18 protein-coding genes are annotated in these 24,738 nt (G+C 73.3%); 6 read left to right on the forward strand and 12 right to left on the reverse strand.

What is annotated here, in order from left to right; genetic code table 11:
• Positions 1-82 precede the first annotated feature (82 nt).
• Positions 83-1,213: an acyl-CoA dehydrogenase family protein gene (locus tag AC3ET3_RS31695; protein WP_435613347.1), complete on the forward strand. Its 1,131-nt coding sequence runs from the start codon at positions 83-85 to the stop codon at positions 1,211-1,213.
• Complete coding sequence (locus tag AC3ET3_RS31700) at positions 1,210-1,611, forward strand: RidA family protein (RefSeq protein WP_435613348.1); 402 nt, start codon at positions 1,210-1,212, stop codon at positions 1,609-1,611. Before AC3ET3_RS31695 ends, AC3ET3_RS31700 begins: the two co-directional genes overlap by 4 nt.
• 4 nt (positions 1,612-1,615) lie before the next feature.
• Here AC3ET3_RS31700 and AC3ET3_RS31705 read toward each other — a convergent pair whose 3' ends face one another.
• Positions 1,616-1,786: a DUF5999 family protein gene (locus tag AC3ET3_RS31705; protein ID WP_432137760.1), complete on the reverse strand. Its 171-nt coding sequence runs from the start codon at positions 1,784-1,786 to the stop codon at positions 1,616-1,618.
• 313 nt (positions 1,787-2,099) lie between these two features.
• Here AC3ET3_RS31705 and AC3ET3_RS31710 point away from each other — a divergent pair, with 313 nt between their 5' ends.
• Positions 2,100-2,549, forward strand: a complete 450-nt coding sequence (locus tag AC3ET3_RS31710) for a DUF6299 family protein (RefSeq protein ID WP_432137759.1) — start codon at positions 2,100-2,102, stop codon at positions 2,547-2,549.
• A 55-nt stretch (positions 2,550-2,604) separates the two neighbouring features.
• Here the strand turns inward: AC3ET3_RS31710 and AC3ET3_RS31715 are convergent, their stop codons facing one another.
• Positions 2,605-3,663, reverse strand: a complete 1,059-nt coding sequence (locus AC3ET3_RS31715) for a PucR family transcriptional regulator (protein ID WP_432137758.1) — start codon at positions 3,661-3,663, stop codon at positions 2,605-2,607.
• Between the two features lie 239 nt (positions 3,664-3,902).
• Here AC3ET3_RS31715 and AC3ET3_RS31720 point away from each other — a divergent pair, with 239 nt between their 5' ends.
• From AC3ET3_RS31720 to AC3ET3_RS31730, 3 genes are all read left to right on the forward strand, one after another.
• Positions 3,903-4,028, forward strand: coding sequence for a hypothetical protein (locus tag AC3ET3_RS31720; protein WP_432137757.1), 126 nt, complete (start codon positions 3,903-3,905; stop codon positions 4,026-4,028).
• Between the two features lie 132 nt (positions 4,029-4,160).
• A complete protein-coding gene (locus tag AC3ET3_RS31725) occupies positions 4,161-6,377 on the forward strand; it encodes a flotillin family protein (protein WP_432137756.1) in 2,217 nt (738 codons plus the stop codon).
• A gap of 92 nt (positions 6,378-6,469) precedes the next feature.
• Positions 6,470-11,434 carry a DNA repair ATPase gene (locus tag AC3ET3_RS31730; protein ID WP_435613349.1) on the forward strand — a complete coding sequence of 1,655 codons (4,965 nt, stop codon included), beginning with the start codon at positions 6,470-6,472 and terminating at the stop codon, positions 11,432-11,434.
• A gap of 117 nt (positions 11,435-11,551) precedes the next feature.
• Here AC3ET3_RS31730 and AC3ET3_RS31735 read toward each other — a convergent pair whose 3' ends face one another.
• The 10 genes from AC3ET3_RS31735 to AC3ET3_RS31780 form a co-directional block, all read right to left on the reverse strand.
• Positions 11,552-12,067: a CBS domain-containing protein gene (locus AC3ET3_RS31735; protein ID WP_432137754.1), complete on the reverse strand. Its 516-nt coding sequence runs from the start codon at positions 12,065-12,067 to the stop codon at positions 11,552-11,554.
• 225 nt (positions 12,068-12,292) lie between these two features.
• A complete protein-coding gene (locus AC3ET3_RS31740) occupies positions 12,293-14,206 on the reverse strand; it encodes an NAD-binding protein (RefSeq protein WP_435613356.1) in 1,914 nt (637 codons plus the stop codon).
• A gap of 195 nt (positions 14,207-14,401) precedes the next feature.
• The gene (locus AC3ET3_RS31745; RefSeq protein WP_432137753.1) at positions 14,402-15,700 is read right to left on the reverse strand and encodes an ArsB/NhaD family transporter; all 1,299 of its coding nucleotides are present in this window, start codon (positions 15,698-15,700) and stop codon (positions 14,402-14,404) included.
• Between the two features lie 17 nt (positions 15,701-15,717).
• Positions 15,718-17,022 (reverse strand): cation:proton antiporter, encoded by a 1,305-nt coding sequence (locus AC3ET3_RS31750; RefSeq protein WP_435613350.1) that lies wholly within the window; start codon positions 17,020-17,022, stop codon positions 15,718-15,720.
• A 621-nt stretch (positions 17,023-17,643) separates the two neighbouring features.
• Positions 17,644-18,105 (reverse strand): CBS domain-containing protein, encoded by a 462-nt coding sequence (locus tag AC3ET3_RS31755; RefSeq protein WP_432137751.1) that lies wholly within the window; start codon positions 18,103-18,105, stop codon positions 17,644-17,646.
• 173 nt (positions 18,106-18,278) lie between these two features.
• Positions 18,279-19,328, reverse strand: a complete 1,050-nt coding sequence (locus AC3ET3_RS31760; protein WP_432137750.1) for a LacI family DNA-binding transcriptional regulator — start codon at positions 19,326-19,328, stop codon at positions 18,279-18,281.
• 102 nt (positions 19,329-19,430) lie between these two features.
• Positions 19,431-20,834 (reverse strand): GH1 family beta-glucosidase, encoded by a 1,404-nt coding sequence (locus AC3ET3_RS31765; protein WP_432137749.1) that lies wholly within the window; start codon positions 20,832-20,834, stop codon positions 19,431-19,433.
• Between the two features lie 234 nt (positions 20,835-21,068).
• The gene (locus AC3ET3_RS31770) at positions 21,069-21,977 is read right to left on the reverse strand and encodes a carbohydrate ABC transporter permease (RefSeq protein WP_435613351.1); all 909 of its coding nucleotides are present in this window, start codon (positions 21,975-21,977) and stop codon (positions 21,069-21,071) included.
• A complete protein-coding gene (locus AC3ET3_RS31775) occupies positions 21,974-22,921 on the reverse strand; it encodes a carbohydrate ABC transporter permease (RefSeq protein ID WP_435613352.1) in 948 nt (315 codons plus the stop codon). Before AC3ET3_RS31775 ends, AC3ET3_RS31770 begins: the two co-directional genes overlap by 4 nt.
• Before the next feature lie 122 nt (positions 22,922-23,043).
• Positions 23,044-24,348 (reverse strand): ABC transporter substrate-binding protein, encoded by a 1,305-nt coding sequence (locus AC3ET3_RS31780; RefSeq protein WP_432157838.1) that lies wholly within the window; start codon positions 24,346-24,348, stop codon positions 23,044-23,046.
• Positions 24,349-24,738: the final 390 nt, after the last annotated feature.

A 24,738-nucleotide genomic window follows, 5' to 3' on the forward strand; every position in this document is an offset into this window, starting at 1 on the left:
ATCGCCTTGGTGACGACAGTCAACAGCACGCGATATGGTCGGAGCGGTGTCCGGGAGCAGCGCCTCGGAGAGGGGACCGGCAATGCCCGCATTCTCGCTCGAACCGGCACAGACCGCATGGTGCGCCGAGCTGCGCGCCCTGGCCGCCGACCGGCTGCGCCCGCTCGCCGAGAAGGGCGACCCCGGCCACGTCAACCGCCCCCTGGTCGCCGAACTCGGCCGGCTGGGGCTGCTCGAACGCCTCTTCCGCGCCGGCGCCGTGGACCTCTGCCTGATGCGCGAGTCCCTGGCCCGCGCCTGCACCGAGGCGGAGACCGCCCTCGCCCTCCAGGGGCTCGGCGCCCACCCCGTGCACGCCCACGGCGGCGCCGCCCAGCGGGAGCGCTGGCTGCCCGCCGTGAGCCGGGGCGACGCCGTGGCCGCCTTCGCGCTGAGCGAGCCGGGCGCGGGCTCCGACGCCGCCGCGCTGTCCCTGGCCGCCGAACCGGACGGCACCTCCCGCTGGCGGCTGTCCGGCGAGAAGAGCTGGATCTCCAACGCCCCCGAGGCCGACCTGTACACCGTCTTCGCCCGCACCACGGCCGGCGCCGGCGCCCGCGGGGTCACCGCCTTCCTGGTCCCCGCCGACCGCCCCGGCCTCACCGGCAGCGGCCTGGACATGCTCTCCCCGCACCCGCTGGGCACCCTCCGCTTCGACGCCGTACCCGTCACCGCCGACGACGTCCTCGGCACGGTCGACGGCGGCTTCCGCGTCGCGATGGCCACCCTCGACCTGTTCCGGCCCAGCGTCGGCGCCTTCGCGGTCGGCATGGCCCAGGCCGCCCTCGACGCCACGCTGGACCACACCGCCCGGCGGGACGCCTTCGGCGGCAAGCTGCGCGACCTGCAGGCCGTCTCCCACCAGGTCGCCGAGATGGCCCTGCGCACCGAGGCCGCCCGGCTGATGGTGTACGCGGCGGCCACCGCCCACGACGCCGGCGCGCCCGACGTCTCCCGGCGCGCCGCGATGGCGAAGCTGCTCGCCACCGAGACCGCCCAGTACGTCGTCGACACGGCCGTCCAACTGCACGGCGCACGGGCGCTGCGCCGCGGTCACCTGCTCGAACACCTCTACCGCGAGGTGCGGGCGCCGCGCATCTACGAAGGGGCGAGCGAGGTGCAACGGTCCATCATCGCCCGGGAGTCGTACCGCGACCGGGAGGTGGCCGAATGAGCCTGCACCGCGTCGACCCGCCGGAGCTGTCCCCGCCGACCGGCTTCTCGCACGCCGTGGTCGCCACCGGCTCCCGGCTGGTCTTCCTGGCCGGCCAGACCGCGCTCGACGGCGAGGGAAAGGTCGTCGGGGCCACCCTGCCCGAGCAGTTCGAGCGGGCGCTCGGCAACCTGCTCACCGCGCTCGCCGCGGCCGGCGGCACCCCGGCCGACCTGGCCCGGGTCACCGTGTACGTCACCGACGTCGCGGCCTACCGGGAACACGCCCGCGAACTCGGCCGCGTCTGGCGCGAGTCGGCCGGCCGGGAGTACCCGGCCATGGCGGTCGTCGGGATCGTGCGGCTCTGGGACGAACAGGCGCTCGTCGAGCTGGACGGGTTCGCGGTGCTCCCCGACTGACCGCTCAGGCGGCCACGGGCACCCGGTGCGGCGCGACGACCTGGCCGTCCGGGAGCAGTTCGCCCGAGTCGTCGAAGACGATCGTGCCGTCGCACAGCAGGCTCCAGCCCTGCTCGGGGTGGGCGGCGACCACGTGCGGGGCGGTGAGGCCGGTCGGGGACTGGTGGGAACACATGGCGCACCTCCACGTCGAGGGACCGGCCGTGCGGGCCGGCCCGCCTGTGCACGACCATGCGCCCGCCGGGCTGCCGCCGCCAGGGGGAACCGGCCGGGTGTGACAACACCGGGACGAGCCGACGACCGGACCGCGACGACCGGACCGCGACGACCGGAGCGCGACGACCGGCGACCGCCCGTCGGCCTCCCGGCCGTGTCCGGTCCCCGCGTCGACGTGGCTCCCGGACTCGCCACCGAAGGAGTGACGGTCACGGACTCCGGCGCGACCGGCCGGTACCAGTGGAATCCCCCCACATCAGGAGGATTCCGTCATGCCTCTGCGCACCCCGCGCATCCTGCGCACCGCTCTCGGCACCGCCGCCGGCGCCGCCGTGCTGCTGCTCGCCGGCCCGGTCCACCCGGCCGCCGCCGACCCGTACGAGACCGTCTCCGTAGACCCGGTCGGCCGGATCGCCGCCGACGGCACCGTGACCCTGTCCGGCACCTACCGCTGCCTCGGCAACACCGGGCCGGTCTTCGTCAGTTCCTCCGTCGGGCGGGACGACTCCTCCGGGATGCGGCACGGCATCGGCGGCACCCGTGCGGTGTGCGACGGCGCCGAGCACGTCTGGCGCAACACCGGACGCCCCACCACGGACGCCCTGGAGCCGGGCGCCGCGCACGTCGAGGCCACCCTCATGGAACTCCGTCCCCAGGGCGGCCTGCCCCTGCCGCACTTCCACGCGGCCGAGCAGCGCGACATCACCCTGATGGAGGGCTGACCGCGGGAGCCGCCGCACCGGGCGGGCCCCGGCCGCCCGGCCGCGGCCCGCCCGGTCAGACGTCCTTGGCCGGCCAGTCCAGCAGCCGGGCGCCGATCACCGCCGTCTGCAGCATGTAACGGTGGGCCGGGTCGGCCGGGTTGGCGCCGGTGAGCTTGTGGATGCGTTCCAGCCGGTAGGTCAGGGCCCGCACGCTCAGCGACAGCCGACGGGCCGCCTCGGCGGCCACACAGCCCGAGTCGAAGTACGCGGTGAGCGTGTCCAGCAGCGGCTCGGCGCCGCCCCGGGCGGTCACCAGCGGCCCCAGGGTGTTCAGCACCAGGTCGGCCATCGCCTGGCGGTCACGGGTCAGCACCGGGTAGACCAGCAGGTCCGCCGCGTGCAGCACCGGGTCGTCCAGACCGAGCCGCTCCGCCATCTCCAGGGTGTTCAAAGCCTCCTCGTACGACTGGACGACCCCTCCGGCGCCGGGCTGCGGGCGGCCGACCGCGACCTGCCCGCCGTCGGTGGCGGCGTGCGCCTGCTTGGCGAAGTGGGTCAGCACCTCCTGCTGGTGGCCGGGCGCGATGCACAGCAGCCGGCCGTCCTTGGTGGTCAGCAGGATGCTGCGGTCCCCGAAACGCGAGATCAGCGCCCGCTCCACGCGCCGCGCCACCGGATCGCCCTCGTCGTACGCCGCCGGCCCCCGGGCCACCGCCACCGCGTGCGCGTGCGCCAGCCGCAGCCCGAACCGCTCGGCGCGCTCCGCCAGCCGGCCCAGGTCGCTGCGGCCGTAGAGCAGGTCGTCGATGAACTCCCGCCGCGCCGCCTCCTCCTGACGCACCGCCAGCCGTTGCGCGTGCTCGTAGCCCTCCGCGAACGCGTCCACCGCCTGCTGCACGGCCGCCAGCGCGCCGTCCGCCGAACCGGGTGCCTGCGGCCAGGCCGAGCGAGCCGCCGTCAGATGCGCGCTCACCAGGGTCCGCAGGCCGTAGCCGGCGTCCGCGGCCAGCTCACCCAGCGCCCGCCGGGAAGCCAGCTCCTCCCGGGTCAGCCGCCGCCCCGTCGCCGCCACCTCGGCCAGGATCCCGGCATAGCCGTCCAGATACTCCTCGGGAATGTCCCGGTCCGTCACATCGCCCCCTGCGTGCTCGTCGCGCCGGCGACGGCCCGTTGGCGGTCACCGGCACGCAGACCTTAATGAACACTGCCGGAAACCGGCAATGCGGGTCACGCCGCGAACGGGGCACCATGACGTCCGGGCCGCACGGCACAGGGCCGCGATGCCGGACACCGGCAGATGTCCGCGTCACAGCCAGGAGGGGAGCCGTGCACCCACCGAAGGGCGCCGCACCCGGGAAAGGAGGCCAGGACGTGCGCAACCCCACGACCACGGCCACCGGCCCGGCCGGCCTCTTCGTGCGCCGGCCGCGCCGCCGCGTCCCGCACGAACCCGGCCCCGCCCGGCGGACGCCGCCGCCCGGCCGAGCACCCTTCTGAGCCGCGCCGACCGACCGTACCGCACCGCTCGCCCGGCCCTCGGGCCGCCGCACACCACAGTCTTCCGGAGCCTCGCCCCTGCCCCCTGGGCGGCGCGGGACTCCGGCCTTCCCGCCCGCCAAGGACGTACCCATGAATCCCATCACCCTGGGCATCGCCGCCCTCGTCGGCGCCGTGCTCGTCGTCGCCGTCGTCGTGCTGCTCATGGCCCGGCTGTTCCGCAAGGTCGAGCAGGGCAAGGCGCTCATCGTCTCCAAGATGCGCAAGGTCGACGTGACCTTCACCGGACAGGTCGTCCTGCCCGTGCTGCACAAGGCCGAGGTCATGGACATCTCGGTGAAGACCATCGAGATCACCCGGGCCGGCCGGGAGGGCCTGATCTGCCGGGACAACATCCGCGCCGACATCCGCATCTCGTTCTTCGTCAAGGTCAACAAGACCGTCGAGGACGTCATCAAGGTCGCCCAGGCCGTCGGCACCGCCCGCGCCAGCGACCGCAACACCCTGCAGGAGCTGTTCCACGCGAAGTTCTCCGAGGCGCTGAAGACCGTCGGCAAGCAGATGGACTTCACCGACCTCTACACCAAGCGCGAGGAGCTGCGGTACCGGATCATCGAGGTCATCGGCGTCGACCTCAGCGGCTACCACCTGGAGGACGCGGCGATCGACTACCTGGAGCAGACCCCGGTCGGCCAGCTCGACCCGGCCAACGTCCTCGACGCCCAGGGCATCCGCAAGATCACCGAGCTGACCGCGGTGGAGCACGTGCGCACCAACGAGGCCCAGCGCACCGAGGAGAAGGAGATCACCCGGCAGAACGTCGACGCCCGCGAGGCCATCCTGGAACTGGAGCGCCGCCAGACCGACGCCGAGATCAAGCAGAAGCGCGAGATCGAGACCGTACGCGCCCGCGAGGAGGCCGAGACCGCGCGCGTCGTGGAGGAGGAGCGGCTGCGCGCGCAGAGCGCCTTCCTGAAGACCGAGGAACAGCTCGGCGTGCAGCGCGAGAACCAGGCCCGCGAGGTCGCCGTCGCCGCGAAGAACCGCGAACGGGTCATCGCCATCGAGAGCGAGCGCATCGAGAAGGACCGGCTCCTCGAAGTCATCGCCCGGGACCGGGAGACCGAGCTGACGAGGATCTCCGCGTCCAAGGAAGTCGAGGCCGAGAAGCGGGAGATCGCCGAGGTCGTCCGCGAGCGGGTCGCGGTGGACCGCACGGTCGCCGAGCAGGAGGAGTCCATCAAGAAGCTGCGCGCCGTCGAGGAGGCGGAGCGGCAGCGCCAGGCCGTGGTCATCGCCGCCGAGGCCGAGGCGCAGGAGCGGCTCGTCAAGGACATCAAGGCCGCCGAGGCCGCCGAGCAGGCAGCCGTGCACCGCGCCGCCGAGGAACTCACCCTCGCCGAGGCCCGGCTCAAGAGCGCCGACCTGGACGCCCGGGCCAAGCTGCGGCTCGCCGAGGGCGTCCAGGCGGAGGCCGCCGCCGAGGGCCTGGCCGCCGTCCAGGTCCGCGACAAGGAGGCCGAGGTCATCGAGAAGGCCGGCCGCGCGGAGGCCGAGGCCGCCGAGGCGCGGCTGCGCGCGGAGGCCGAGGGCGCCCGGGCCAAGGCGCTCGCCGAGGCGGAGGGCGCCAAGGCGCAGGCCGCCGCCCTGGCCGAGAAGCTGCGCGCCGAGGCCGACGGTGCCAAGGCACAGGCCGCCGCCCTGGCCGAGAAGCTGCGTGCCGAGGCCGACGGCGCCCGCGCGCTGGCGCTCGCGGAGGCCGAGGGCGCCCGGGCACAGGCCGACGCGGACGCCGCCGCGATCGGCGAGAAGCTGAAGGCCGAGGCCGCCGGACTCACCGAGAAGGCCGCCGCGATGGCCGCGCTCGACGAGGCGTCCCGGGCCCACGAGGAGTACCGGCTGCGCCTGGAAGCGGAGAAGGACATCCGGCTCGCCGGGCTGGACGTGCAGCGGCAGGTCGCCGAGGCGCAGGCGAGCGTGCTCGCCACCGGCCTGGAGCACGCCGACATCGACATCGTCGGCGGGGACAGCGTCTTCTTCGACCGGCTGATGTCCTCCATCGCGCTCGGCAAGGGCGTCGACGGGTTCGTCCAGCACTCCGAGACCGCCCAGGCGCTGGCCAAGCCCTGGCTGGACGGGACGTCGAGCTTCACCGACGACCTCAGCCGCGTCCTCGGCTCCTTCTCCACGGCCGACGTGCAGAACCTGACCGTGTCCGCGCTGCTGATGCGGCTGATGAACAGCGGCGGCGGCAACGCCCGCCAGTTCCAGCAACTCCTCGACAAGGCCGGCGAGCTGGGCATCGCCGACCACACGCTGGCCGCTCTCGACGGCCACGTCAGGGCCTGAGCCAGGGCCCCGCACAGCCCGCGCTCCGGAGCCGCCGCACAGGGGACGGCGGCTCCGGGGCGCGAACTCCCGCGACTTCCTGAGAGGGACCCATGACCACCGGCCTCGACACCGGCACCTACGAGGTGCTGCGCGACCGCCTCACCGCGCAGGCCGCCGAGCTCGCCCGCCGCGCCGAGGCGCTCAACGCCCGCCGGGTCGAGGAGTTCGGCTCGACCCGGCTGGAACTCACCGGCACCGAGCGGCTGCGCACCGAACACCACTGCGTGCCCCGCGACATCGTCGCCGTCGGCGGCACCCTGCTCTTCGGCTACAACGTCTTCCTCGGCCTCAAGCCCGAGACCACCGTCTCCGACGTCCTCGCGCTGCACGACCGCGACCTGAACCGGCTGCCCGAGGACGCCGTGCCCGGCCTGCTCGACGACCCCGCCTTCCACCGCGAGTTCGCCGCCCTCTACCGCTACTACCGCCAGGCCCACCTGCTGCAACTGCGCCGCGTCGACGGCAAGCTGCTCGCCGTCTTCCAGACCGGTGAGAAGGCCGGCGACATCCGCGTCCTGCGCTGGGCCGTCACCGACGACGGGCGGGCCACCTTCCTCGACGCGCGCGGCGACCGCGACCACGTCTTCCCCGCCTCCCACGACTTCGAGTGGACCGCCACCACCCGCGAGGACCACGTCCTCGGCCGCCACCCCCACGTCTCCATCGAGGGCGAGATCTTCGTCGAGACCGTCGGCGGCACCCTCACAGTCAAGGTCGAGAACAACACGGAGACCGGCGAGGGCGTCCACCGCGAGCCCGTCGACGAGCCGCTGCAGTCCCTCGCCGACGCCGACATCCGCTACGCGCGCGTGGGCGCCCTGATCCTCCTCGACATCCTGCCCTACAAGGAGCACACCCACCGCTACCTGGTCTTCAACACCCTCACCAGGACGGTCGTACGGCTCGACGGCATCGGCCGGGCCTGCCGCCGGCTCCCCGAGGACCAGGGCATCGTCTTCCCCGGCGGCTACTGCCTGGCCGGCGGCGCCCACAAGACGTTCGACGGCCCGGCCGCCCCCTCGGACACCGCCGACCTGGAGTTCGAGCGCATGGTGCGCTCCCCGAACGGCGAGGACGTCCTGTTCGCCTTCCACGCGCGCGTGGAAGGCCGCAGCCTGCTGCTGCCGTACAACATGATCCGCAAGGAGATCGCCACCCCGCTGTCCTGCCACGGCTGGGCGCTCTTCGACGACGGCACCCTCGTCGTCCTGCGCGCCGACGGCGACGAGCCGCAGCGGGTCCACCCCGTCCAGCTGTGGAACTCCCCGTACGTCTCCGACACCCACGCCGCCGCCCGCCCCGTCGGCACCGGCCCGCTCGCCCGCGTCGGCAACGCCGATCTGGTGCGCGGCATCTCCGACTGCCTCTCGCTCACCGGCGCCGTCGCCGAGACCGCCCCCACCGGCGAGGTGTACGAGGCGCTGGCCGCCGCCTGCGTCCGGGCCGCCGACTCCTACCACTGGCTGGGCGACCCCGAACTCGGCGACCTCCTGGACCCGTTGCGGCAGCTGAGGGCCACCGCCGAACAGGTGCTCGCCGAGTTCGAGACCGTCCGGACGCTCACCCGGCAGGCCGCCGACGCACTGACCGAGGCCGCCGCCCGCATCACGGGCGTCGTACGGCGGCTGCGCGGCGAGGCCCCCCGGGAAGCCGCCGCCTGGGTCACCGGGCTGTCCGAACTCCGCCGGGCCCAGGGCCATCTGCTCACCCTCAAGGACGTGCGGTACGCGGACACCGCCCGCATCGACGAACTCGCCGCCGAAGCCGACGCCGACCTCGCCGCCTTCGGCCGGCGGGCCGTCGAACACCTCGCCCGCGAGGACGCCTTCGCCGGCCACCGGGCGGCCGTGGACGGCCTCCTCGCGGACGCGGAGGCCGTCGCCACCGTCGCGGAGGCGGCGCCGGTCGCAGCCCGCGTCGACGAACTCGCCGACGGGCTCACCACGGTGACGGAGGTCGTCGCCGGCCTCGACGTCGGCGACGCCACCGTGCGCACCGCCGTCCTGGAGCGCGTCGCCGAGGTCCTCGGCGGCGTCAACCGCGCCCGCGCCACCCTCGACGCCCGGCGCCGCGCCCTCCTCGACGCCGAGGGGCGCGCCGCGTTCACCGCCGAGTACGCCCTGCTCGCCCAGGCCGTCACCGGCGCCCTCGCCGCCGCCGACACCCCCGACGCCTGCGACGAACAGCTCGCCCGCACGCTCGTACGGATCGAGAACCTGGAGGCGCGCTTCTCGGCGTTCGCCGAGTTCGACGACTTCCTCGGTGAGCTGGCCGACAAGCGCGACGAGGTGCACGAGGCGTTCTCCGCCCGCAAGCAGACACTCGCCGACGCCCGTGCCCGCCGCGCGCAACGCCTCGCGGAGTCGGCCGACCGCGTCCTCGGCACCATCGCCCGGCGCGCCGCCGGCCTCGCCGACGAGGACGCCGTCGCCACCTACTTCAGCTCCGACCCGATGCCCGCCAAGGTCCGCGCCCTCGCCGGCGAACTGCGTGACCTCGGCGACCAGGTGCGGGCCGAGGAACTCGACGGCCGGCTCAAGTCGGCCCGCCAGGAGGCCCGGCGCGCCCTGCGCGACCGCGCCGACCTGTACACCGACGACGGCCGCACCCTGCGCCTGGGCGGCCACCGCTTCGCCGTCAACACCCAGCCCCTCGACCTCACCCTCGTCCCGCACGGCGAGGGACTGGCCTTCGCTCTGACCGGCACGGACTACCGGGCACCGGTCGTCGACCCCGGCTTCGCCGCCACCCGCGCCCACTGGGACCGGCCGCTTCCCTCGGAGTCCCCCGAGGTCTACCGCGCCGAACACCTCGCCGCCCGGCTCCTTGAGGAACACGGCCCGGCGGCCCTCGCCGAGTGCGACGACCTGCCCGGCCTGGTGCGCCGGGCGGCGGAGGCGGCCTACGACGAGGGGTACGAGCGGGGCGTCCACGACCACGACGCGGTCCTGATCCTCACCGCGCTGCTACGGCTGGGAGAGGGGGCCGGGCCACTGCGCCACGAGCCCGCCGCCCGAGCCGCCGCGCAGCTGTTCTGGGCGCACGGGACGACGGAGGCGGAGCGGGCCGCGTGGGCGCGGCGCGCGGTGTCGATGGCCCGGGCGCGGGACACGTTCGGGCTCGCTCCCGCCATCGCCGACCTGCAGCGCGAGCTGGGGGAGGCGATGGGCGGCTGGTCGTCCGGTGCCGTCCGGACACCGGACGCGCCCCGCGGCGGAGCCACTGACGGACCCGGCCCCGCGCCCCTTCACGAAGCTGCCGCCGAATACCTCTTCGAGGAGCTGACGGGTGACCCCGACGGGTTCGTCATCAGCGTGGCGGCACGCACTTTCCTCGACAAGTTCCGCCGAACCGCCGGGACTTCGGCCTACGACGACGATCTGGCCGCCATCGACGACCTGGCCGCCCGCCACCAGCTCGTGGAGGCGTGGCTGACGGCGTACGCCGCCGCCTGCGGCACCGAACCGGCGCCCGGCGACCTCGCCGAAGCGGTCGCCGCCGAACTGTGCCCGCGGTTGACGCGCTACGAGTCGGACGCGCCGGTGACCGAGACCGTCGAGGGGCTGCTCGGCGCCCACCCGCGGCTCGACGGCCGTACGCTCACCGTCCGGATCGACGAACTCCTCGCCCGCACCCGGTGGTTCCGCGCCACCGACGTCCCCGCCCACCGCGCCTACCAGCGTCGCCGCACGGAACTGGTGGCCGCCGAGCGCGCGCGGCTCCGCCTGGACGAGTACCGGCCGCGCGTCATGTCGGCGTTCGTCCGCGGCCGGCTCATCGACGAGGTGTACCTGCCGCTGATCGGCGACAACCTCGCCAAGCAGCTCGGCACCACCGGCGACACCAAGCGCACCGACACCGGCGGTCTGCTGCTGCTCATCTCCCCGCCGGGCTACGGCAAGACGACGCTGATGGAGTACGTCGCCGACCGGCTCGGCCTGGTCCTGGTGAAGGTCAACGGCCCGGCGCTGGGCCACGCCGTCACCTCCCTCGACCCCGCCGAGGCCCCGAACGCGACCGCCCGCCAGGAGGTCGAGAAGATCAACTTCGCGCTGGAGGCCGGCAACAACACGCTCCTGTACCTGGACGACATCCAGCACACCTCGCCGGAGCTGCTGCAGCGGTTCATCCCGCTGTGCGACGCCACCCGCCGCATCGAGGGCGTCCGCGACGGGGAACCGCGCACCTACGACCTGCGCGGCAAGCGTTTCGCGGTGTGCATGGCCGGCAACCCCTACACCGAGTCCGGCGGCCTCTTCCGGGTTCCCGACATGCTCGCCAACCGCGCCGACGTGTGGAACCTCGGAGACGTGCTCACCGGCAAGGAGGAGGCCTTCGCGCTGAGCTTCCTGGAGAACGCGCTGACCGCCAACCCGGTCCTCGCCCCGCTCGCCGGCCGCGACCGCGCCGACCTGGACCTGCTGGTCCGGCTCGCGCAGGGCGACCCCGCGGCCCGCGCCGACCGGCTCTCCCACCCCTACGCCCCGGCCGAGCTGGAGCGGATCCTCGCCGTGCTGCGCCATCTGCTGACGGCCCGGGAGACGGTCCTGGCCGTCAACGCCGCCTACATCGCCTCCGCCGCCCGGTCCGACGACACCCGCACCGAACCCCCGTTCCAGCTGCAGGGCTCCTACCGCAACATGAACAAGATCGCGCAGCGGATCCAGCCGGTCATGAACGACGCCGAGCTGGCCGCGCTGATCGACGACCACTACGCCGCCGAGGCCCAGACCCTCACCACAGGCGCCGAGGCCAACCTGCTGAAACTCGCCGAGCTGCGCGGCACGCTCGACGCGGACCGGGCCGCGCGCTGGGCGGAGCTGAAGGCCGCCTACGTCCGCGCCCGCACCCTCGGCGGCTCCGCCGACGACCCCGCCGGCCGGGCGGTGGCGGCGTTGGCGCTGCTCGGCGACCGGATCGCGGCGGTCGAGTCGGCGATCCTGCGCGCCACCGACCCGGGCCTGACGGCCGCCAACCCGCACGCGCGGCACGCCGCCGCCCCGAAGGAGCGGTGATGGTCTCCTTCCTGCTCCCGCTCGGGGTCGCCTTCCTGGTCGTCGCCGTCAGCACCGCGGTGCTGGTCCGCCGGGACCGGCGCCGCCTGGCGGCCGACGGCGAGGTGCCCGCCGGCCCTACTCGGTCACCTCGGGGACGCCCGCCACGCCCGCCGCGTCGAGGAGCACGTGCAGCAGGTGAGAGGCCGTGATCACGCCCAGCAGATGGGCGCCGCCGCCGTGCTTGCGGCCGTCCGCGCCGGTGCGGGTGTGCTCCGCGACCGCCACCAGGGGGCTGCGGGCCCGCGCCATCAGGGTGGCCACCTCCAGCGCGGTGTCGTCCGCGTCGGCCATCGGCGGCGGCATCGCCGAACTGGGCAGGCAGTCGCCCACGGTGCGGTCGGCCAGGGCCTCGCAGAACCGGTCGGCGTGGTGCTCGTCGACGACCGACGCCAGCGTCGGATCGTCCAGCACATAGCGCGGCACCAGCACCTTCACCATCTGTGAGGCCGGCAGGATCGCCTTGGGCTCCCCGGCGGCGTCGAGGACCAGCAGGCCGGGCAGTCTGTGCTCGGCCATCAGCCGGGCCGCCGCCAGCGCCCCGCTGTCCATGTGCACCGCCTCATACCCGACCGCCAGCTCACGAGCACGCACGGGGACCTCCTCACCGACCCGACACCTTCAGCGTCGTACACGACTACCCCGAACACCAGCCCCAACCGCAACCTCACCCGCCCCGGGGGCGCGGTGGCTGCGCGCCCTGTGGCGCGCCGCCCGGAGCCGCGGGGGGCTGGATCCGCCGTCCGTGTTCCAGGGGCGCGGGGAACTGCGCGCCCAGCCACCGACCACCCGCAGCCGCCCGGACCACAAAACCGCCCCTCACCCCCTCCGAGAACCCGGCGGAGCCTGCCGCGGAGCCTGCCGTGGAGCCGTAGCCGCACGCCGCCCCAGCAGCTCCGCCAGCCCCTGCCGGGTCGCCGCCAGCACCACCCGGTCCTCGGACCGCAGCACGTGACCGGGATGCAGATCCCAGACCAGCCCGGCCGAGCGCCCCCCGCCGCCCCGGACCGGCGTCGCCGCGAGGTCGGGCAGCCGCTCCCCGGGCGCGGCGGTGTCGAGTGCGACGACCCGCCACGCGCCGGGCCGGAACGACTCGGCGATCGTGCGCCCGGCCAGCTGCGGATGCCCGGCGACGTCCAGCGCGGCGAAGAGCAGCACCCGCCGCTCGACCGGAACGGCACCGAGGATCTGCCGCCCCATCATCGCCCCGGCGAACGCGGGCGCGGCCAGCGTGGACACGCTGCGGCTGCGCGTGAGGGCCTGCGGGTGCGCGGCCCGCAGGGTCCGGTAGACGGCCGCCGCGAAGTCGTCGTCGTACAGCCGCAGTGCCACCCGCAGCTCCTGCTTGACGGAGCGCGCGTACAGCGCCGCCTCCAGATTGGTGGTGTCGCTGCTGGTCAGGGCGAGCAGCGCGTGGGCCCGGTGGACCTGGGCGGACTCCAGCACCCCCTCCTGGGTGACGTCACCGATCACCGTGGGGACGCGCAGCCGCCGCGCGACCGCGATGCCCCGCGCCTCCGGGTCCTCCTCGACGCACACCACCGGGATGTCCAGTTCCCGCAGCCGGGTCAGCACCCGGGTGCCGACCTTGCCGAGGCCCAGCAGCACCACATGGCCGGACAGGCCGCGGGGCGGGCGCCGCAGCGCGGAGGCGGAACGCAGGGTGCCCAGCGCCTCCAGGGCCGCCGCGAACAGCACCGGCAGGAGCAGCAGCCCGGCGAGCCCGGCCAGCAGTTGCAGCACCTGACGTGCGGCGGGCTTGCCGAGGGCGGGGTCGTTGATGGCGAACAGGTCGAGCAGGGTCACGTACGCGGCGTGCAGCGGATGACCGCCGCCGGTCCACCAGGTGGCCACGGCCAGCGCGCAGACGGAGATCACCAGCCCGGCCAGCGACCAGCGCAGCCGGCGTGAGAACAGCGACCCGAACGGCACGCCGCGCACCGACAGCGCCCGCGCCGGCGGCACCGCGGCGGTGTGCGTGACCGTCTCCAGGACCACCGTGCCGCGCCCGGTGGCCGCGGCGACCGTCGCGTCGTCCGGGAGCAGCGTCGGCCCGGACCGGCCGCTGGCGTCGGAGCCCTCCGCGCCCGCCGGGTCGTTCACCGTCGACGACAGCAGGGCGAGGGTGCACAGCCCCGGATCGGCCACCTCGCCCGGGCCGGGCGGGGTGCGTTCGGCGGCGCGCAGCAGCAGCCCGTCGGCCTGGACGACCTTGCTGGTGCCGGTGATCGCGGTGGCGGCGAGCGCGGGCGCGGCGGTGTCGGCGTCGGACAGCACCGTGGTGGAGGTGTCCAGCGCCTGGGGGTCCAGACCCGGCACGGCGAGCGCGGCGGCCTGGTCGAGGAGTTCCTCCAGGTGCTGGCCCAGCTTGCGGTTGTAGAGCCGGATGACCAGCCGCAGCCGCGGGTTGAGGCGCCGGGCGGCGAGCGCGGCGTGGATGTTGGCCTCGTCGTCGTCATGGACCAGCGCCAGCGCCGCGGCCTCCCGTACGCCGGCCTCGGCGAGGGTGGCCTCGTCGACGTCGGTGGCCTCGACCACCCGGGGCGCGGTGGGGTCGCCGTCCGCCCGGCCGATCACCGCCTGCATGCGGCTGAGCAGCGCGGAGGCGCGGGCCCGCTGGGAGGGGGCGGCGCCGCGGGCCGGCGGCACGACGAGGGTGACGCGTTCGCCGTACACCGTGGTGAGTTCGGCGGCCAGCCGTTCGGCGAGCGCGTCGTCACCGCACACGATCATGTGTCCCAGCGGGGGGACGCCGTGTGCGGGCTGTGGGATGACGGCCATGGAATCCGTGACCTCCGGATCGGGGCGGGTGCTGGGGACGACGGAGCCGGCCGGGGAGAGACGCTGGTCTCTCCCCGGCCGGCTGAGTGTCTCGCGGATCCCGCCCAAGATCACGTCCCGGACCCGGGTCCGGGAGCGCGGATCACGTCAGGCGAGGGCGAAGTACCGCAGCCACACGTACCCGAGCGAGATCAGCACGGTCACGGCCGTGACGATGAGCCCGTACTTGGTGAACTCCCAGAAGGAGATGGGCTGCCGGTTGCGCTCGGCGATGCCGAGGACCACGACGTTGGCGCTGGCGCCGATCGCGGTGGCGTTGCCGCCCAGGTCGGCGCCGAGGGCGAGCGCCCACCACATCACGTGGTCGCCCTCCCCGCCCATGCTCTGCACCAGGTCGCTGGTGATGGGTGCCATGGTGGCGACGTACGGGATGTTGTCGACGATGCCGGACAGCACGGCGGAGGCGCCCAGCATGATCACCGAACCGCCGAGTTCGTTGTCGCCGATGGCGTCGGCCAGCGCCTTGGAGACCTCGCTGATCACGCCGGTCTCGATCAGGCCGCCGATCATGATGAAGAGGCCGCCGAAGAACGCCAGGGTGGCCCACTCGACCTCCTGGAGGACCTCACGGGTCTCCGCCGTCGAGACGGCGATGAGCAGGCCGGCGCCGAGCAGGGCGACGACGCTGGGCTCGTAGTGCAGCACCGGGTGCAGCACGAAACCGGCCACCACCAGCGCCAGCACGATCAGGCCCTGCACCAGCAGCCGCGGGTCCTTGATGGCCTCGCGCTCCTCCAGCTCCATGATCTCGGCGGCGCGCTCCGGGTCGTAGACGAACGACTTGCGGAACATCACGCGGCACAGCGCGACCAGCACGATCACCAGGACCACGACGATCGGCGCCATGTGGACGATGAAGTCGTTGAAGGTGAGGTCGGCGCGGCTGGCGATGATGATGTTGGGCGGGTCGCCGACCAGGGTGGCGGCGCCACCGATGTTCGAGGCCAGGACCTCGGCGATCAGGAACGGCGCCACGGGCAGCGCGAGCCGCTCGCACACCAGGAAGGTGACCGGCGCGATCAGCAGCACCGTGGTCACGTTGTCCAGCAGCGCCGACGCCGCGGCCGTGATCACCACGAGCATGACCATGACCCGGAACGGCCTGGCCTTGGCCCGCTTCACGGACCAGATGGCCAGGTACTCGAACATGCCGGTCTTCTTCAGCACCCCGACGATCATCATCATGCCCATGAGCAGGAAGATGACGTTCCAGTCGATGCCGGAGTGCTCCGAGTAGAAGGCCGACTTGTCGTCCGTCGCCTGGATCGCCAGCATCAGGCCGGCGCCGCCGAGGGCCACGGCGACCCGGTGGATCTTCTCGCTGATGATCAGGGCGTAGGCGCCTACGAAGACGACAACCGCCGCCCAGCTGTGCCAGTCGTTCACGTTTCTCCGGGTTTCGCTCAGGGGGTGGGGGAGGCGGTGCGGGTGTTGTCGCCGCTGCTGTTGCCGTCCTTCTTGCCGTGGTTGTCCTTGGTACCGCTGTCCGTGTCGCCGCCGCCGTCCTTGTCGTCGTCCTCGTCGGGGATGCCGACGAGGTCCTCCACATCGAACATGCGGGCGATCGGAACGTCGGTGGAGCTGTGGGCGATGATCGAGAACGCGATGGTGATCGCGATCAGGGTGTAGGCCTCCTCAGCCTGCGGGATGCCCGACTGCAGGACCAGCAGGCCGTAGACCACCGAGGCGAAGCCCTTCGGGCCGAACCAGGCCGCGGTGAGCTTCTCCCGCCGGTCGAACTCGGTGCCGACCAGCGAGATCAACAGGGATGCCGGCCGGATCAGCACGATGGCCAGCACCACCGCGACGTAGCCGCCGACCGACAGGTGGCCGAAGAGCGCCGGGGTGAGCAGCGCGCCGAACACCAGCAGCGCCGCGAACTTCGCCAGCTCGGCCACCGCCTCGCCCAGCGGTTCGAACGCCTCCTTCGCCTCCGGGGAGACCGCCGCCAGCACCGCGCCGGCGGAGAACGCCGCCAGGTAGGGGTTGGCGTGCGTCAGGTGGCACGTCGCGTACAGGATGATGCCGGTGGCCAGCGGCAGCAGCGGCTGCAGCTTCGGCTCCGCGCCCAGCAGCCGGAACCGAACCAGCCCGTTGACCAGCAGCGGCAGTACGACACCGAAGGCCAGGCCGAGCCCCAGCTCCAGGGCGATCGTCCCGATCGACGCCTCGTCACCGTGCCCGGCGGCGGGCCCGGCGGCCGCGATCAGCACCAGCACCACCGGCAGCGCCAGGCCGTCGTTGATGCCGCTCTCCACGTTCAGCAGCTCGCGCAGCTTCGCGGGGACCTCTTTGCGGCCCACGATCGCGGAGGCGAACACCGGGTCGGTCGGCGCGAGCACCGCACCCACCAGGAACGACGTCGTCCAGTCCAGACCGACCAGGTAGTGCGTGATCAGCGCCATGAACACGAACGCCAGCGGCATGCCGAGACCCAGCGCGCGGGCCGGGTTGCGCCAGTTCGCGCGCAGCTTGGCGAACGACACGTGCTGGCCGTCGGTGAACAGCACCGCGAACAGCGCCAGGTCGGCCGTGACCGACACGATCTCGCTGTCCGGGGTGATGTGGATCAGCCCCAGGAAGCCGTCGCTGACCAGCGCGCCGCCCACCAGGAAGAGGAACGAGGTGGACAGGACCGTTCGAGCCGCCAGGCCTGACAGCAGCACCGCGACCATCAGCGCGACGCCGAACACCATCACCAGCACCATGAGGGGCCCCGATCGGAAAGAGAGAGATGTGTCCTCTTAATCGCCGACCAGACTTCCCGGCACACCGGGGGGAACCTTACCTGCTGCTGACGCGTCCTTGATAGATCACTCGTGCGAACCAGCGGGGCCCCGCCCATTGCCGGGTTCCGGCAATGGGCGGGGAGTCGGGTCGGCCATCGGGGGTCGAGTATGCCCGGTGACCCGGCGGGGAGGGGCCGCGGGGCGACACGACGGGCCGCCGCGGTGAGAGAAGCGCCCACGCCCGACGCGACGGACCGGCCGGGGCTGCCGAGGCGACGGTCCGGGCGGGCCGCCGACGTGACGGGCCGGGAGGGGGCCCCACGTGACGGACCGCGTGGGGCTGCCGACGAGGTGGGGTCGTGGGGCCGCCGATACGACGGGGCCGAGGACCCGGGGGCCGCGGGTCGCCCGGGCCCCCGGGCCCTCGGCCCCCGGAGGCAGTCGCCGGGGGCAGCCGTCGGGGGCAGTCGCCGGGGCAGCCGTCGGGCCGGGGAGCCGCGTAGGGCCCCGGGTGGTCACGACCCCCTCGCGTGGGTCACCGGGGGCGGTCGGCCCGGGCGGGGCGCCGCGGGGGAGCCCCGCCCCGGCCCCCGCCGCCGCTCAGCTCGACGTCCCCAGCAGCCGTTCCAGCAGATGGGCGGCGGTGATCACGCCCAGCAGCCGCAGCCCCGCCTTGTCCTTCTCCGCGACCGCCACCAGCGGGCTGCGCACCTGCGCCATCAGCGCGGCGACCTCCAGCGCGGTCGCGTCCGGCTCGGCGACCGGCGGGACGGGCATGGACCGCGACAGGCAGTCCCGCACCTTCCGGCCCACCAGGGCCTGGCCCAGCCGGTCGGCGTGGCGCTCGTCGACGACCGCGGCCAGCGTCGGGTCGTCGATGACATAGGGCGGCACCAGCACCTTGATCATCTGTGAGGCGGGAAGTATCGCCTTCGGTTCCCCCATCTCGTCCAGCACCAGCAGGGCCGGCAGCCGCTGCTCGGCCATCAGCCGCGCCGCTTCCAGGGCATCGGTGTCCACACCGACCGTCTCGTACTCCACCGCCAGGTCACGTGCCCGCACGCTGGGCTCCCGTCTCTCGTTCCGTCCCGACGCGGGGCAGCGTCACGCGCTCGCGCGGCGCCGACCAACGGTCACGCCCCGGTCGCACCGCCATTCTGACGTACCCGCCGGCGAGGTCCAGGCTCCAGGCCCCGTGCCACGGCAGGGCGCGGCCCGGTGTCCCCGGCGGACGCTCAGGCCGTGGCCCGCCGGACCAGCCGGGTCGGGATGATGACGGAGGAGAGCGAGCGGCCGACGCCGTCTCCTCCCGCGGGGCGCTCCAGGGAGCGCAGCAGCAGGCGGACCATCAGCCGGCCCATCTCCTCGATCTCCTGCCGGACCGTGGTCAGCGGCGGATCGGTCAGCTCGGCCACGGTGGCCATGTCGTCGAAGCCGATGACCGCCACGTCCTCCGGCACCCGCCGTCCATGTTCCCGCAGCACCCGCAGGGCGCCCGCGGCCATCAGGTCGGAGGCGACGAAGACGGCGTCCAGATCGGCGACCCGGTCCAGCAGAGCGGTCATCGCCCGCGCTCCGCCCGCCTCGGTGAAGTCGCCCTCGGCGACGAGCCGGGCGTCGGCGTCCATGAGTATGTCGTGGTAGCCGTCGAGGCGGTCCACCGACGCCGTCTGGTCCAGCGGCCCCGTGATCGTCCCGACGCGCTCGCGGCCCAGGGAGATCAGGTGCCGTACCGCCTCGCGGGCACCGCCGCGGTTGTCCGAGTCGACGTACAGCACGCCGCGGTCCGCTTCCGCCCCCGGCCACCCGGGACGGCCACCGAAGACGGTCGGGACGCCCGCCCGCCGGACGATGTCCGGCAACGGGTCCTCGTTGTGCAGGGAGAACAGCAGGGCACCGTCCACATGGCCGCCGGCGAGGTAACGCCCCACGCGGTCGTAGTCGGCCGCTCCCTCCGTCAGCAGCAGCACCAACTGCTGGTCGTGACGGGCCAGTTCCCGGCTGATCCCGAGCAGCTGCGCGGCGAAGAAGGGATTGGCGAAGACCTCGGTCTCCGGCTCCGCGGCGATGACGGCTATCGCTCCGGTACGCCGCGTGACCAGGGTGCGGGCCGCCTGATTGGGTACGTACCCCAGCTCCTCGACGGCTCGACGGACCTTCTCGACCAGCGCCTCGCGCACCCCGCTGCCCCCGTTGACCACGCGGGAGACGGTGGCCCGGGAGACACCGGCCCGCTCGGCGACGGCTTCCAGGGTGGGGCGGCGCGCGAAGGTCTGGTCGGACAAGGGACACTCCTTCTCAGGGACGGGGACAGCCTAGCTCCCCGTCACCTGCGCAGCGCATCCGATTCTGAGAGCGCTCTCTTCAGTCGGCGGCCCGCTCCCCGCTCAGGCGCGCGGCAGACCGCCGGCGGCCACCACCCGCGCGTACCACAGAGCGCTGTCCTTCGGGGTGCGGCGCTGGCTGGCGTAGTCCACGTGCACCATGCCGAACCGCTTGCCGTACCCGTAGGCCCACTCGAAGTTGTCCAGCAGTGACCACAGGAAGTAGCCGCGGACGTCCGCCCCGGCCTCCATCGCCCGGTGGACGGCCTCAAGGTGCTCGCGCAGGTAGGTGATCCGCTCGGGGTCGTGCACGGCTCCGCTCGGATCGGCGTAGTCGTCGTAGGCGGCGCCGTTCTCGGTGACGAGCACCGGCGTGTGCGGCAGGTCGTCCCGCAGCCGGGTCAGCAGTTCGTACAGGCCGTCGGCGTCCACCGGCCAGTCCATGGCGGTGCGGGGACCCGGCGCCGGCACGAACCGGACGTGGTCCTGTGCGGCCGGCCAGGGGGAGGGCAGCGGGTGGGAACCGGCGGCCACCACGGTGGGGGAGTAGTAGTTGATGCCGAGGCTGTCGAGGGGGCGGGAGATCACTCGCAGGTCGCCGTCCCGGACGAAGGCCCAGTCGGTGAGTTCCGCGGTGTCGGCGAGCAGGTCCTCGGGGTAGCGGCCGTGGAAGACCGGATCCAGGAAGACGCGGTTGGCCAGCGCGTCGACGCGGCGTGCCGCGTCGGTGTCGGCGGCGCTGTCGCTCAGGGGACGGACGGCCGCGAGGTTCAGCGTCAGCGACACCTCGGCCGACGCGGGCAGCTGCCCGCGCAGCACACCGACGGCCAGGCCGTGGCCCAGGTTCAGGTGGTGCGCCGCCCGCAGCGCCGCCGCCGGCTCGGTGCGGCCCGGTGCGTGGACGCCGTCCGCGTAGCCCAGGAAGGCCGCGCACCACGGCTCGTTGAGCGTCGTCCAGGTCGGTACGCGGTCGCCGAGTGCTGCGGCGACCAGTTCGGCGTAGTCGGCGAACCGGTGGGCGGTGTCGCGCTCGGGCCAGCCGCCCACGTCCTCCAGTTCCTGCGGCAGGTCCCAGTGGTAGAGGGTCAGCACCGGGCGGATGCCGTGCGAGAGCAGCTCGTCGGCCAGGGCGCGGTAGAAGTCCAGGCCCTTCTGGGACGCCGGGCCGCGCCCGGTCGGCTGCACGCGGGGCCAGGAGACGGAGAAGCGGTAGTCGGTCAGCCCGAAGGAGGCCATGAGCGCCACGTCGTCGCGCATGCGGTGGTAGTGGTCGGCCGCGATGTCCCCGGTGTCGCCGTTGCGGACCTTGCCCGGCGTCCGGCTGAACGTGTCCCAGATGGACGGTGTCCGGCCGTCCTCGTTCGCGGCTCCCTCGATCTGGTACGCGGCGGTGGCGGCGCCCCAGCGGAACGCCGGCGGAAAGGCCACCCCGGCCGTGGGCGCGGTGTGGGGGGCGGTGGTGGTCATCTGGGCTCCGTGGTGGTCGTGGCGAAGGAAGGAGGGGCCGGAAGCCGTGGTCCGGCCGTGTCGATGAGGGGGAGGGGGCGGCCGGGTGGGGGGCGGCCCCCGGTCTGTCCGGCCGGGACCCGGGGCGGCGTGGCGGGGCGGAGGGGCCGCACCCGGGTGAGAGGCCGTGGACCGGGGGCCGCAGTGAGGGGCGGACGCGGGCCGCCCGCGCCCGGCGGGCCGGGGGATCCGCGGTTACCCCTTGACGGCGCCCTGCATGATGCCGCCCACGATCTGCCGGCCCAGCAGGCCGAAGACGAGCAGCACGGGCAGGGTGCCGAGCAGGGTGCCGGCCATGACGACCGACTGGTCGTGGACGTAGCCGCCGCCCAGCTGGCGCAGGGCGACCTGCACCGTCGGCTCCTGCGAGGTCAGGGCGATGATCGGCCAGAAGAAGTCGTTCCAGGACGCCATGAAGGTCAGGATGCCGAGCACGGCCATACCGGGCCGGGCGACGGGGACGACGATGCTCCAGAAGATCCGTGCCGTCGAGGCGCCGTCGACCCGGGCCGCCTCGATCAGCTCGTCGGGCAGCGCCTGCACCAGGAACTGGCGCATGAAGAAGACCCCGAAGGCGGACACCAGGCCCGGCAGGATGACCGCCTGGAGCTGGTTCACCCAGTGCAGCTCGGCGATCACCATGAACAGCGGGATGACGCCGAGCTGGGGCGGGATCATCATCGTGCCGACGGTGAGGGCGAGCAGCGCGTTGCGTCCCCGGAAGCGCAGCTTGGCGAAGGCGAAGCCGGCCAGGGTGGAGCACAGGACGGTGCCCGCCGTCACCGACCCCGAGACGATGAGGGAGTTGAGCAGGGCCTTGCCGATGTCGGCCTGCTCCAGCACCTGCTCGAAGTTGTGCATCAGGCTGCCCCCGGGCAGCAGCGCCGGCGGGGTCGTGGCCAGATCGGCGTTGGAGCGGGTGGCCGCCACGATCGTCCAGTAGAAGGGGAACGCGGAGAACAGGGCCGACGCGATGAGGATCGCGTACGCCAGGCGGCCGCCGTGCCGGTGGCCTCCCGCCCGCCCCCCGCGCGGACGGCGGGCCGGGCGGGCGGGAGGAGCGGTGCTCCCGCCGGTGTTCCGCGGCGCGGTGAGAGTGGTCATCGCTGGTGCTCCTTGCCGCTGCGGCGACGGGCGATCGCGGTGTTGACCAGTACCAGCACGACGATGAGCAGGAACATCACCCAGGCGATGGCGGCGGCGCGGCCGAGGTGGAAGAAGCCCCAGCCCTGCTCGTACATGTAGAGGCCGAGGGTCTGGTACTGGTGGGAGATGCCGCCGGAGATGCTGCCCTCGAACAGCAGCGGTTCGCCGAACAGTTGGGTGGCGCCGATGGTGGACACCACGACGGTGAACAGGATCGTGGGGCGCAGACCGGGCAGCGTGACGTGCAGGAACTGCCGCCAGCGGGAGGCCCCGTCCAGCTCGGCGGCCTCGTACAGGTCCGCCGGGATGGACTGCATGCCGGCCAGGTAGATCAGCGCGTTGTAGCCGGTCCAGCGCCAGGTGACGATGGTGGACACGGCGATCTGCGAGGCGACCGTGCCGGACTGCCAGTCGACCGGATCGACGCCGGCCAGGCCGAGCAGGTAGTTGATGAGTCCGAAGTCGCGGCCGAACAGCTGGGCGAAGACCAGGGTGGCCGCGGCCACGGAAGTCGCGTACGGCAGCAGCATGGTGACCCGGAAGAAGGTGCGGCCGCGCAGCTTGTAGTTGAGCAGATGGGCCAGGCCGAGGGCCATCAGCAGCTGCGGGACCGTGGAGATGACGCCGATGGTGAAGGTGTTCCGCAGCGCCGTCCAGAAGTTCTCGTCGCCGAACAGCGCGGTGTAGTTGTCCAGGCCCCGCCACTCCAGCTGGTCCGGTGTCTGCAGTTCGACCCGGTAGAGCGAGACGTACGCCGTGTAGATCAGCGGGAAGAGCCCGAAGGCGGCGAACAGCGCGAAGAACGGGGTGACGTAGGCGTACGGCGACAGCCGGGCCAGGCGCCGCCGGAGCGTGGCCGACGGCCGCGCGGTCCGCCCGGGGGCGGAGGCGGTCAGGGTCATGGTGAGACCTTTGGGTCGGAGAGGTCCGATGGACGTCGGGGGGAGGGGCGCGAAGGACCGGCGCCGGGGAGGCGGCCTGCCGGGGAGGCCGTCCTTCGCGCCCCGCGATCAGCGAGGGCCGGTCAGCCGACCGCGTTCTTGATGCCCTTCTCGGCGTGGCTCCAGGCGGTGTCGGAGCCGGTGCCCTTGCGCTCCACCTCACCGAGCGCGTTGGTGATCTGGACGTTCACGTCGTTGTCGTGCACGCCGAGCACCTGGACGGGCGCGGTCTCGGCGGCCTTGCCGAAGATCTCACCGACCGGGGCGTTGCTGAAGTACGGGTCCGTGACGGAGCTGACCGCCTTGATGGCGGCGGTGTTGGACGGGAAGCTGCCCTGCTTCTTGAACAGCTTCTCCTGCTGCGGTCCCGCCGTCAGCCACTTGATCAGTTCGTAGGCCTCCTCGGCGTGCGCCGCGCCCTTGGGGATGGCGAGGTACGAGCCGCCCCAGTTGCCCGCGACCCCGCCGGGCAGCGGTGCGACGTCCCACTTGCCGCTGCCGGCCTCGCCGGCCTGGCCCTTGATGTAGCCGAGCATCCAGGCGGGGCAGCCGATGGTGGCGAAGGAGCCGCTGCTGAAGGCCTGGTTCCAGGCGGGGGTCCACTGGGCGAGCTTGGCGCTGAGCCCGTCCTGGGCGGCCTTGACGGAGGTGTCCCACGCTGTCTTGACGGCCGGGTTGTCCTGGTAGACCAGCTTTCCGGAGGCGTCGTAGTAGCGCTCCTCGTGCTGCCCGACGATCAGGGAGTAGAGGCTGCCGACGCTGTCCATCCAGTGGCTGGAGGATCCCGCCTTCGCCTGGTACTGCCTGCCCAGCGCCAGGTAGTCGTCCCAGGTGGCCCACTTCTCGGCCAGCTGCTTGCGGTCGGTGGGCAGTCCGGCCTTCTCGAACAGGTCGGCCCGGTAGCAGATCGCCTCGGGCCCGACGTCGGTGCCGAGGCCCAGGGTGCGGCCGTCGGAGGTGGTGGCCGCGTCCCACTTGGCCGCCGAGTAGTCACCCTTGAGGCTCTTGGCGCCGTAGGCGTTGAGGTCCTCGAACTTGTCGGCCTGCTGCTGGGTGACCGAGGCGACGCGGCCCACCTCGATGCCCTGGATGTCGGCGAGGCCGCCGCCGCCGGCCAGCCGGGTCTGCAGCGCCTTCCAGTAGTCGGCCTCGTTCTCGGTGCTCGACTCCTTGATCGTGACGTTCGGGTGGAGCTTCTCGTACTCCGCGTACAGGCCGGCTTCCTTGAAGCCGAACGTACCGAACAGGTCGACGGTGAGCGTGATCTTGCCGCCGCTCTTGGCGGACGAATCCGACGAACCGGATCCACAGGCGGCGAGCAGGGCGCCGGCGAGTGCGACCGCCCCAAGCCTGAGGGTGGCTTGTCTGGCGGCTCGGGAGATGGACATGGAAGCCTCCCATGGCTTCGGGCGGAGTGCGAGGTGCTAGTGCGAAGCACGGAGTACGGAGCGGGTGGAGCTGGGACGTCGAGGACTCCCACCGTCTGAGAGCGCTCTCAAGCGGTGTTCAGAGTGTCCGGAGCGGTGCGGCTCCCGTCAAGAGTCGAACGCGTAACGGTGATGCTCGGTGTGGATCCGTTCGGCATGCGGAGGCTCCCGGGAATGACGCATCACGGTCCCGGCCGCCTCCGGTCCGCGTGGCTTCCGGGTGGCGGCCGGGACGGCGGTCGCCGCGGCGCGCCGGCAGGCGGGCTGAGCTGTGTGAACGCGCAGATCCCCAGGCCCGTCGGGTGGGCGGCGCCGGATCTCGGGCGCGAGGTGAGAACGCTCCCGAAGCCT

The organism is Streptomyces sp. bgisy159 (assembly GCF_057707805.1).